Origin of the sequence: Pseudomonas sp. 2FG (assembly GCF_005502935.1) — a bacterium.
Classification (GTDB): Bacteria; Pseudomonadota; Gammaproteobacteria; order Pseudomonadales; family Pseudomonadaceae; genus Aquipseudomonas.
On the sequence record NZ_SCMP01000007.1, the window covers coordinates 48890 to 59269 of the forward strand.

A 10380-nucleotide genomic window follows, 5' to 3' on the forward strand; every position below is an offset into this window, starting at 1 on the left:
TATGAACAAGGCTACTAAGCAGATTTCCAAACTGTTTGCTGCCATGGCTATGGCCGGCGTCGCCAGCTATTCACTAGCAGCTGACACCATCAAGATTGGTTTGGCAGGCCCGGTTACCGGTGCTGTTGCCCAATACGGCGAGATGCAATTCGTCGGCGCCAAAATGGCCATCGAGCAAATCAACAAGGCCGGCGGGGTTAACGGCCAGCAGCTCGAAGGCGTGGTTTACGACGACGCTTGCGATCCGAAACAAGCCGTTGCCGTAGCCAACAAAATTGTCAACGACGAAGTCAAATTCGTGGTGGGCCACCTCTGCTCCAGCTCCACTCAGCCGGCGTCCGACATTTACGAAGACGAAGGCATTCTGATGATTACCGCGGCGTCCACCAGCCCGGACATCACCGCCCGTGGCTACCAACTGGTGTTCCGCACCATTGGTCTGGACAGCCTGCAAGGCCCAACCGCCGGCAACTTCATCGCCGATCACGTCAAGCCGAAGAAAGTCGCAGTTATCCACGACAAGCAGCAGTACGGCGAGGGTATTGCCACTTCGGTGAAACAGACGCTGGAAAGCAAAGGCGTCAAGGTGGCTCTGTTCGAAGGCATCAACGCCGGCGACAAGGACTTCTCCGCGATGGTCGCCAAGCTGAAACAAGCTGGCGTGGACTTCGTCTACTACGGCGGCTATCACCCGGAACTCGGCCTGCTGCTGCGTCAGTCGACTGAGAAAGGCCTGAAAGTCCGCTTCATGGGCCCAGAAGGCGTGGGTAACAAAGAGCTTTCCGCGATTGCCGGCCCGGCTTCCGAAGGGCTGCTGGTGACCTTGCCGAAGTCCTTCGACCAGGACCCGAAAAACCAGGCGCTGGTCGCCGCCTTCAAAGCGAAGAACGAAGACCCCACCGGCCCGTTCGTGTTCCCAGCTTACGCCGCGGTACAAGTGATCGCCGATGGCATCAAGAAAGCCGGCGACACCGACACCGCCAAGGTAGCCGCCGCATTGCGCGCCAACACCTTCGCCACCCCAACCGGCGACCTCAGCTTCGACGCCAAGGGTGACCTGAAGGACTTCAGCTTCGTGGTCTATGACTGGCACGCCGACGGCACCAAGACCGAAGCCCCTCTTAAGTAACAAGAGGGCGTCCCGCCTGAACCCAAAGCCCACTGCACCTGCGGTGGGCTTTGTTTTAAGAGGTAACCGGGCGCAAGCTCAGCCACAAGCAATGAGCCAAAGCCCACGCGAAAGCCCTCAAAACCCCACACGTAAGCTAGATAGCAAGGCAGATTTGCCCAAGCGAATTTGAACGGCGCAAGCCGGCCCCGGGAGGGGCGAAGCATAGGATGTGCTTCGTGAAGGAGCCGAGTAACAACCGAAGCTCGCCTGCGTTACCACGCAAACGACATTTCCCACCATCCCGTGGGTCGCAGTACAGAATGTACCGCGCGGTTGGAACGAGGACCTGACGCCGCTACCGAGTCGCGCAACAGGTTTTGTAGGTTTTTCAGGAGAGTTGTGATGCCTGATATCTACCATTATTTGCAACAGCTGGTTAATGGTCTAACCATTGGCAGCACCTATGCCCTGATCGCCATTGGCTACACCATGGTCTACGGCATCATCGGCATGATTAACTTCGCCCACGGCGAGGTTTATATGCTGGGCTCGTACATAGCCTTCATCGCCATAGCCGGACTGACCATGCTCGGTCTGGACAGCCTGCCGCTGATCCTGATCGCCGCCTTTGCCGCCACCATCATAGTCTGCAGCGCCTACGGCTACAGCATCGAACGGGTCGCCTACCGGCCGCTGCGCGGCAGCAACCGGCTGATCCCGTTGATCTCGGCCATCGGCATGTCGATCTTTCTGCAGAACGAAGTCCTGCTCGCGCAGAACTCCAAAGACAAAGCGATTCCCAACCTGATCCCCGGCAACTTTGTCTTTGGCGAGAGCACCATGAACGGTGTGGTGATCTCCTACATGCAGGTGCTGATCTTCATCGTGACCTTCCTGGTGATGCTCGGCCTGACCCTGTTCATCTCCCGCTCCCGTCTGGGTCGCGCCTGCCGCGCCTGCGCGGAAGACATCAAGATGGCCAACCTGCTCGGCATCAACACCAACAACATCATCGCCCTGACCTTCGTCATTGGTGCCACCCTGGCCGCCGTCGCGGCGGTGCTGCTGGGCATGCAATACGGTGTGATCAACCCGAACCTGGGCTTCCTCGCCGGGATCAAGGCCTTCACCGCCGCGGTGCTCGGCGGCATTGGCAGCATCCCCGGCGCGATGCTCGGCGGGCTGGTGCTGGGTGTGGCCGAAGCCTTTGGCGCCGACCTGTTCGGCGACCAGTACAAAGACGTGGTGGCCTTCGGCCTATTGGTGTTGGTCCTGTTGTTCCGGCCGACGGGCATTCTTGGCCGTCCGGAGGTTGAGAAGGTATGACTAGCGCTCCTATTAACAAACGGCTCAAAACCGCGTTTTTCAGCGCCCTGCTGGTGCTCGCCGTCGCCTACCCGATACTCGGCCTGAAGCTGACCATAGTCGGCATCGGCCTGGAGGTGCATGGCGCCAGTACCCCGATCCTGTGGGCCATTGCCGCCTGCGCGGTGGCGATGTTCTGCTGGCAGCTGTTCCGTGCGCAGGTTGACGCGGCCTGGGGCAGCATACCCAAACTGCCAAGCGTGCCGTCCACGGCCAGTAACTTCTTGACCCTGCCCTCGACCCAGCGCTGGGGCGTTCTGGGCTTGATCGTGGTCGCGCTGATCTGGCCATTCTTTGGCTCACGCGGCGCGGTGGATATCGCCACGCTGATCCTGATCTACGTGCTGCTCGGCCTCGGCCTGAACATCGTCGTCGGTCTGGCCGGGCTGCTGGACCTGGGTTACGTCGGCTTCTACGCCGTCGGCGCCTACAGCTACGCGTTGCTCTCGCACTACTACGGCCTGGGCTTCTGGATCTGCCTGCCGATCGCCGGGATGATGTCAGCGCTGTTCGGCTTCCTGCTCGGCTTCCCAGTACTGCGCCTGCGCGGGGACTATCTGGCCATCGTCACCCTCGGCTTCGGCGAGATCATCCGCATCCTCTTGCGCAACATGACCGAACTGACCGGTGGCCCCAACGGCATCAGCAACATCGACAAGCCGACCCTGTTCGGCCTGAGCTTTGAGCGTAAAGCCGCCGAAGGCCTGCAAACCTTCCACGAGTATTTCGGCATTGCCTACAACTCGATCAACAAGGTGATCTTCCTCTACCTGGTGGCCCTGCTGCTGTCGCTGTTCGCCCTGTTCGTGATCAACCGCCTGCTGCGCATGCCGATCGGCCGCGCCTGGGAAGCCCTGCGCGAAGACGAGATCGCCTGCCGCGCGCTGGGCATGAACCCCACCGTGATCAAGCTTTCGGCCTTCACCCTGGGTGCCTGCTTCGCCGGTTTCGCCGGCAGCTTCTTCGCCGCGCGCCAGGGCCTGGTGACTCCGGAATCCTTCACCTTCCTCGAATCGGCGACCATCCTCGCCATAGTCGTTTTGGGTGGGCTCGGCTCGCAGCTGGGGGTGATTCTGGCGGCGATCGTGATGATCCTGTTGCCCGAACTGATGCGCGAGTTCAGCGAGTACCGCATGTTGATGTTCGGCGTCTTGATGGTACTGATGATGATCTGGCGTCCGCAGGGCCTGCTGCCCATGCAACGCCCCCACCTGGAGCTGCGCCAATGAGCCGCCCGATTCTCGAGGTAAGCGGCCTCACCATGCGCTTCGGCGGCCTGCTGGCCGTCAACGGGGTGGGCCTGACGGTAAAAGAAAAGCAGGTGGTCTCGATGATCGGCCCGAACGGCGCCGGCAAGACCACCGTGTTCAACTGCCTGACCGGTTTCTACCCGCCCACCGCCGGCAGCATCCTGCTCGATGGCGAGGCGATCCAGGGCCTGCCGGGCCACCAGATCGCCCGCAAGGGCGTGGTGCGGACCTTCCAGAACGTACGTTTGTTCAAGGAAATGACCGCGGTGGAGAACCTGCTGATCGCCCAGCATCGGCACCTCAACACCAACTTCCTCGCCGGCCTATTCAAGACCCCGGGGTTCCGCAAGAGCGAGCACGCGGCGATGGAGTTCGCCGCCCATTGGCTGGAGCAGGTCAACCTGACCGAGGTCGCCAACCGCCCGGCCGGCACCCTGGCTTATGGTCAGCAGCGCCGCCTGGAAATCGCCCGCTGCATGATGACCCGCCCGCGCCTGCTGATGCTCGACGAACCGGCTGCCGGCCTCAACCCCCACGAGACGGAAAACCTCAAGGCGTTGATCGCGATGTTGCGCGATCAGCACAACGTCACCGTGCTGCTGATCGAGCACGACATGAAGTTGGTCATGAGCATTTCCGACCACATCGTGGTGATCAACCAGGGCACGCCCCTGGCCGACGGCACACCGGAGCAGATTCGCGGCAATCCGGACGTGATCAAAGCCTATCTGGGGGAGGCGTAACCTATGTTGTATTTCGATAACGTTTCCACCTTCTACGGCAAGATCCAGGCGCTGCATGGCGTCAGCGTGGAAGTACAGAAAGGCGAAATCGTCACCCTGATCGGCGCCAACGGTGCCGGCAAGTCGACCCTGCTGATGACCCTCTGCGGCTCGCCGCGGGCGGCCAGCGGCAGCATTCGCTACCAGGGTGAGGAGCTGATCGGCCTGGATTCCTGCGACATCATGCGTAAAAGCATCGCCGTGGTGCCGGAGGGCCGGCGCATCTTCGCGCGCCTGACGGTGGAAGAGAACCTGGTGATGGGCGGCTTCTTCACCGACAAGGCCGACTATCAGCAGCAGTTGGACAAGGTACTGCAGCTGTTCCCGCGCCTGAAAGAACGCTTCAACCAGCGCGGCGGCACCATGTCCGGCGGCGAACAGCAGATGCTCGCCATCGCTCGTGCGTTGATGAGCAAACCGCAGCTGTTGCTGCTCGACGAGCCCTCCCTGGGCCTGGCACCGCTCATCATCCAGCAGATTTTCGAGATCATCGAACAGCTGCGCAACGATGGCGTGACGGTGTTCCTGGTCGAGCAGAACGCCAACCAGGCGCTGAAACTCGCCGACCGCGCCTATGTGCTGGAGAACGGTCGGATCGTCATGCAGGGCAGCGGTGAGGCCCTACTCAGCGACCCGAAGGTGCGCGACGCCTACCTCGGCGGCTAAGCCCCCCTCCCCTTGCCGGCCCTGCCGGCAAGGGTTCCCTTCCGACAGAAGCGTCTTCGATACCTTGCTCAATGGCTGGAAGCGACCCATAGCAGACATTCGAGACCGCTCGCACAAACAATCCAGTTGTCCCCCGCTGCCTGCCCCCTACTTCCGATGAGCACGGTTTTTAGGGGAATTACCCATATTTCGCAAGACTATGAGCTGCGTCACCTTTTAGAGCTGGCACCTTGACCGCGAGGAAGAAAGGCGTTTAGTTTGCGCGGCCACGTAATTGATCGAAATTCGTGATTAGGCAAGGGATGGCCTGCACACTGATGCACCCTTTGCTTAATTCTGCCGTCATGCTCGCTGGTTAATTCTATTCAGCGATCATCGGTTAGCGGCTATGGATGCTGGTAAGAAGGGACTCTGATGCACGACGAACACCAAGGAGTGGGTGTTTCACCTGCTGTTGATACCGGCTTGGCCTGTTTGGTCATGCTCGCGCGCTTTCACAATGTGGCCGCTTCCCCCGAGCAACTCGCGCACGACTATGTCGAAGACGGTCGGCCGTTTGCCAAACCCGAGTTGTTGCTGGCATCGAAACAGCTCGGCTTAAAAGCCAAGTTCGTGCGCAGCAAAGTCGAGCGTCTGGCCCACACCCCACTTCCAGCAATTGCCGTCAGCCAAGACGGGCGTTTCTTCATCATCGCCCGCCTGGATGACGGCAAGGCACTGATCCACGACCCGCAGGTACAGCGCCCGGAAGTGCTCAGCTTCTCGGAGCTGGAAGCGCGCTGGACCGGCGAGCTGATCCTGATCCGCTCCGAGGCGTCGCTGGCCGGCGAGCTGTCGAAGTTCGATTTCACCTGGTTTATCCCGGCCATAGTCAAATACCGCAAGCTGCTGGGCGAAGTGCTGCTGGTGTCGTTTGTCCTGCAGATTTTCGCCCTGCTCACGCCGCTGTTCTTCCAGGTGGTGATGGACAAGGTGCTGGTCCATCGCGGCCTGTCCACCCTGGATGTGATCGCCATCGGCCTGCTCGGCATTATGTTGTTCGAGAGCGCCTTGAGCGGCCTGCGCAGCTATGTGTTCGCCCATACCGCCAGCCGCATCGATGTGGAGCTGGGCTCACGCTTGTTTCGCCACCTGGTGACCCTGCCGCTGGCCTACTTCCAGGCGCGACGGGTCGGCGACTCGGTGGCGCGGGTGCGCGAGCTGGAAAACATCCGCAGCTTCCTCACCGGCAACGCCATCACCCTGGTGCTGGATGTGCTGTTCTCGGTGGTGTTCATCGCCGTGATGTTCGTCTACAGCGGCTGGCTGACCCTGGTGGTCCTGCTGTCGCTGCCGTTGTATTTCCTGATCTCCTTCCTGGTCACCCCGGTGCTGCGCGCGCGCCTGAATGAGAGCTTCAGCCGCGGTGCGGAGAACCAGGCCTTCCTGGTCGAGACGGTCAACGGCATCGATACCCTGAAAGCCATGGCGGTGGAGCCGCAGGTCACCCGCAAATGGGACAACCAGCTGGCCGGCTACGTCGCCGCCAGCTTCAAGACCCAGACCCTCTCGACCCTGGCCAACGAGAGCGTCGGCCTGATCGGCAAGCTGGTCACGGTCGCCACCCTCTGGCTGGGTGCGCGTCTGGTGATCGACGGCGACCTCAGTGTCGGCCAGCTGATCGCCTTCAATATGCTCGCCGGTCGCGTGTCGCAGCCGATCATGCGCCTGGCCCAACTGTGGACCAGCTTCCAGCAGACCGGCGTGTCAGTGCAGCGCCTGGGCGACATCCTCAACAGCCGCACCGAGCTGTCGCAGGATTCGCGCAGCGCTTTGCCACCACTCAAGGGCCAGGTCGAGTTCGACCAGGTGCAGTTCCGCTACCGCCCGGATGGCTCCGAGGTGCTGCGCGGCATCAGCCTGACCATTCAAGCCGGCGAAGTGATCGGTGTGGTCGGCCGCTCCGGCTCGGGCAAAAGTACCTTGACCCGGCTGCTGCAGCGTCTCTACACCCCCGAGCGCGGCCGCGTGCTGGTGGACGGCATGGACCTGGCGCTGGCGGATGTCTCCTCCCTGCGCCGGCAGATCGGCGTGGTGCTGCAGGACAACATGCTCTTTCACCGCAGCATCCGCGAAAACATCGCCCTGACCGATCCCGGCGCACTGATCGAGACGGTGATGCAGGCGACCAAGATGGCCGGTGCCCACGAGTTCATCCTCGAACTGCCAGAAGGCTACGACACCCTGGTCGGCGAACATGGCGCCTCGCTGTCCGGTGGCCAACGCCAGCGCATCGCCATCGCCCGCGCGCTGATCGGCAACCCGCGCATCCTGATCTTCGACGAGGCCACCAGCGCCCTCGACTACGAGTCCGAGCGCATCATCCAGCAGAACATGCAGGCCATCTGCCAGGGCCGCACCGTGATCATCATCGCCCACCGCCTGTCCGCCGTGCGCGATGCCAACCGCATCCTGGTCATGGACCGCGGGCAGATAGTCGAGCAAGGCAGCCACAGCGAGCTGCTCAGCCATCAGGCCGGCCACTACTCGCGCCTGCATCGCCTGCAGCAAGGCGGTGTGGCATGACAACGCAGAAATATCGGGTTTGCACTATCAGTCCCCTCGCCCCTCTGGGGAGAGGGTTAGGGAGAGGGGGGCGGACGCAATGACTCACTCCAGCGCCAAACGCGACCTGCTCAACCGCTATCGCCAAGCCTGGCGCCACTCCTGGCGCCAACGCAAAACCATGGATGCACCGTCGCGCCTGAGCTTTGAGGTGCAGTTCCTCCCCGCCGCCCTGGCCCTGCAGGAGCAGCCGGTGCACCCGGCGCCGCGCTACATCCAGTGGACCATCATGGGCTTTGCCGCCCTGGCGCTGCTCTGGGCCTGCCTCGGCGAGATCGACGTGGTCGCCACCGCCTCCGGCAAGATCGTGCCCAGTGGCAAAACCAAGATCATCCAGCCCAGCGACGTGGCGGTGGTCAAGGCCATCCACGTCTATGACGGGCAACAGGTCAAAGCCGGCGAACTGCTGGTGGAGCTGGATGCGCAGATCACCGGTGCCGATGTCGAGCGCCTGAAAAGCGATCTGCTCGCCGCCCAGGTCGATAGCGCCCGCGCCAGCGCACTGCTGGAGGCGATCCAGCACAATCGCGCCCCGGCCTCGCTGACCAACCAGATCCCCCAGGCCACCGCCGAGCAGCAGCAGGCCGCACAGACCTGGCTGCAAGGTCAGTACCTCGAACTGCGCAGCGCCCTCGAACAGAGCGACGCCGAGATCGAGCAGCGACTGGCGGAAATCCAGGCGGCCCAGGCCTGGGTCAGCACGTTAAAGGAGTCCCTGCCGATCACCCGGCAACTGGTCGCCGACTACAAGCGCCTGCTGGACAAGGCCATCGTCGGCAAGCACGCCTTCCTGGAAAAGGAACAGCTGCGCCTGGATCAGGAGCGCGAGCTGGCCATGCAGCAGGCCAAGGTGCTGGAGCTGAAGGCCGCCAAGCTGGAGGCCGAGAGCCGCCGGCAGAGCGTACTGGCGCAGACCCGCCGCGCCATGCTCGACCTGCAACACGAGTCCGAACAACGCGCCGCCGCCCTGGCCCAGGAACTGAAAAAGGCCGAGCAGCGCGACCGCCTGACCCGCCTCACCGCCCCGGTGGACGGCACCGTGCAACAACTGGCCATCCACACCAACGGCGGCGTGGTCACCGAAGCCCAGCCGCTGATGGTGATCGTGCCCACGGATCAGCCGGTGGAAGTAGAGGCCATGCTGGAGAACAAGGACATCGGCTTCGTTCGCCCAGGGCAGGAAGTCGAGATCAAGGTAGAGACCTTCACCTTCACCAAGTACGGTGTGGTGCATGGCACGGTGGTCAGCATCTCCAACGACGCCATCGAGGATGAAAAGCGCGGGCTGCTGTACAGCACCCGGATTCAACTGAAGGAAAACAGCATCCGCGTGGGCGACAAGCAAATCGCTTTGTCGCCGGGCATGGCGGTGCGGGCGGAAGTTAAGACGGATAAACGCAAGGTCATCGATTACTTCTTGAGTCCGCTCAAGGAGTATCAAGATGAGAGTTTGGGTGAGCGATGAGTTGGCGAGTGCCGGGATGCCGAGTGTTGCACTCGGAGTTCGCAGTCACTATATCTTGCACCCTAAAAATAGTTAAGACGGAGACTGGGCGGCCATGAAAAACAGGAATGATTTTTTAGAAAATTTCCAATAATTCTCAAATAGTGAATGAGGGCTAAGCATGTTATTCAAAGAAAGAGAGTCTGTATTTATATTGTTTATTCTTATGTTTTTATTATTGCCCTATCAGGCTGTGTCAAATGAAATCAGCGGGGAAAGTGGCGAAGAAAATATCCAGCGCGAGTTTATAGAATCTAAAACAGGATTTACTGGCTGGAGATATCAAGGAGAATGTGTTGGTGGATCTGCTGGAGCTGGTTACTACAAGCTAACTTATTATTCTCCTCCAAAACGAAAGGATGTGGGCGGATATGGCATCCTTACCACGACTTATAAATCCGCAGAGAAAACTTATTTCGGCTATGAATTGTACCCATTTTCGGGAGCCGATGGATGCGGTTTTATGCAGGCTTCAGAAAGCGGGAGCCTTCTTGTTTTTGATACGGAAAATTGGGCGCTTTCGAAAAGATATCTCGTTTTTATTGATTTGTCGAATAATAAAAAATTGGAATTTACTTACAGTTTGAAAGATTCAAAAGCAATAGTCAGTAGACTTGGAAATGGTTCGTATTTGATATTTGGCTTTGGGTTGTGCCCAGTGAGTGGTGTTAATAGCTGGGTTGAAGATATGTTTTGCAAAGGAGTGACAGCTGATGCGTATATCCGGGCGGAAACGGCTCTAGGAAATGCTATAGGCATGAAGGTGGTGCCTGAAATACCTGGCATTGGAAAGGGAGCTTTTAATTATTACGTAATTTCAAGTGGTCAAAAGGAGGTTGATCGAAATGAGGTTAACGGGATTCTTTCTGCGTATTTAGATACTTTGGTTGACAAGATAAGTATGCTGCGAAATTCCGATTCGAAACAAGATTACTACAATGGCTTATTGGCAATTGATAGTGTCAGGTTGGTTTCTCCTGATCTATGGAAAAAACAAGAGATAAAATATTTTCCAGGGAAAGATGCCGAGTTCATCGGACAAGTTTTCAAAAACTATTGGGGTATTATTTTTAACAATCGCACATCGCGCTAAGACCT

At 59.7% G+C, this 10380-nt stretch carries 8 protein-coding genes; all 8 read left to right on the plus strand.

Features of this window, described 5'->3' with window-relative positions; all coding sequences use genetic code 11:
* Position 1: 1 nt before the first annotated feature.
* Positions 2 to 1129, plus strand: a complete 1128-nt coding sequence (locus FFS13_RS09045) for a branched-chain amino acid ABC transporter substrate-binding protein (protein WP_137818775.1) — start codon at positions 2 to 4, stop codon at positions 1127 to 1129.
* Between the two features lie 384 nt (positions 1130 to 1513).
* Positions 1514 to 2437 (plus strand): high-affinity branched-chain amino acid ABC transporter permease LivH, encoded by a 924-nt coding sequence (gene livH / locus FFS13_RS09050; protein WP_137818776.1) that lies wholly within the window; start codon positions 1514 to 1516, stop codon positions 2435 to 2437.
* Entirely contained in the window at positions 2434 to 3705 is a 1272-nt protein-coding gene (locus tag FFS13_RS09055) for a high-affinity branched-chain amino acid ABC transporter permease LivM (protein ID WP_371922945.1), read from the plus strand. Before livH ends, FFS13_RS09055 begins: the two co-directional genes overlap by 4 nt.
* The gene (livG, locus tag FFS13_RS09060; RefSeq protein ID WP_137818777.1) at positions 3702 to 4469 is read left to right on the plus strand and encodes a high-affinity branched-chain amino acid ABC transporter ATP-binding protein LivG; all 768 of its coding nucleotides are present in this window, start codon (positions 3702 to 3704) and stop codon (positions 4467 to 4469) included. The genes FFS13_RS09055 and livG overlap by 4 nt, the downstream gene beginning before the upstream one ends.
* Positions 4470 to 4472: 3 nt before the next feature.
* On the plus strand, positions 4473 to 5174 hold the full coding sequence (locus FFS13_RS09065) for an ABC transporter ATP-binding protein (protein WP_137818778.1): 702 nt from the start codon (positions 4473 to 4475) through the stop codon (positions 5172 to 5174).
* Between the two features lie 414 nt (positions 5175 to 5588).
* Positions 5589 to 7739 carry a type I secretion system permease/ATPase gene (locus tag FFS13_RS09070; protein ID WP_137818779.1) on the plus strand — a complete coding sequence of 717 codons (2151 nt, stop codon included), beginning with the start codon at positions 5589 to 5591 and terminating at the stop codon, positions 7737 to 7739.
* A gap of 79 nt (positions 7740 to 7818) precedes the next feature.
* Complete coding sequence (locus tag FFS13_RS09075; protein WP_137818780.1) at positions 7819 to 9243, plus strand: HlyD family type I secretion periplasmic adaptor subunit; 1425 nt, start codon at positions 7819 to 7821, stop codon at positions 9241 to 9243.
* A gap of 160 nt (positions 9244 to 9403) precedes the next feature.
* On the plus strand, positions 9404 to 10375 hold the full coding sequence (locus tag FFS13_RS09080; protein WP_137818781.1) for a hypothetical protein: 972 nt from the start codon (positions 9404 to 9406) through the stop codon (positions 10373 to 10375).
* The last annotated feature ends 5 nt before the right edge of the window (positions 10376 to 10380 follow it).

Bases quoted from the DNA above. Each gene is read 5' to 3' on its own strand.
- FFS13_RS09045 (WP_137818775.1), top strand. From the start codon at position 2: ATGAACAAGGCTACTAAGCAGATTTCCAAACTGTTTGCTGCCATGGCT.
- livH (WP_137818776.1), top strand. From the start codon at position 1,514: ATGCCTGATATCTACCATTATTTGCAACAGCTGGTTAATGGTCTAACC.
- FFS13_RS09055 (WP_371922945.1), top strand. From the start codon at position 2,434: ATGACTAGCGCTCCTATTAACAAACGGCTCAAAACCGCGTTTTTCAGC.
- livG (WP_137818777.1), top strand. From the start codon at position 3,702: ATGAGCCGCCCGATTCTCGAGGTAAGCGGCCTCACCATGCGCTTCGGC.
- FFS13_RS09065 (WP_137818778.1), top strand. From the start codon at position 4,473: ATGTTGTATTTCGATAACGTTTCCACCTTCTACGGCAAGATCCAGGCG.
- FFS13_RS09070 (WP_137818779.1), top strand. From the start codon at position 5,589: ATGCACGACGAACACCAAGGAGTGGGTGTTTCACCTGCTGTTGATACC.
- FFS13_RS09075 (WP_137818780.1), top strand. From the start codon at position 7,819: ATGACTCACTCCAGCGCCAAACGCGACCTGCTCAACCGCTATCGCCAA.
- FFS13_RS09080 (WP_137818781.1), top strand. From the start codon at position 9,404: ATGTTATTCAAAGAAAGAGAGTCTGTATTTATATTGTTTATTCTTATG.